This is a genomic window from Paenibacillus terrae (genome assembly GCF_000943545.1).
In the GTDB taxonomy this organism is placed as follows: Bacteria; Bacillota; Bacilli; order Paenibacillales; family Paenibacillaceae; genus Paenibacillus; species Paenibacillus terrae_A.
In genome coordinates this window covers 1-207 of the sequence record NZ_JTHP01000232.1, presented here as the reverse complement: position 1 = coordinate 207, position 207 = coordinate 1, and the positions used below count along the sequence as shown (strand labels likewise).

At 41.5% G+C, this 207-nt stretch carries 1 pseudogene; it reads left to right on the top strand.

The features are described 5' to 3' along the window. Positions 1 to 80 precede the first annotated feature (80 nt). Positions 81 to 207, top strand: a pseudogene (locus QD47_RS34360) (IS3 family transposase); the annotation flags it as partial.

Sequence of the window (207 nt, the reverse complement as noted above, 5' to 3'; positions counted from 1 at the left end):
TGGATCGGCTACACTAAGTTGGACAGAAAAAATAAGGGCTTGTAGAATAAACCTATCATGTTAAGGAGCGAATCTCTACAATGCCAAAACAACAACGACGTACCTTTACAGCAGAATTCAAAAAACAAATGGTGGAACTCTATGAAAATGGGAAATCCAGAGCAGCCCTTGTGGAGGAATATGGCCTCACAGCCTCAGCTTTAGATC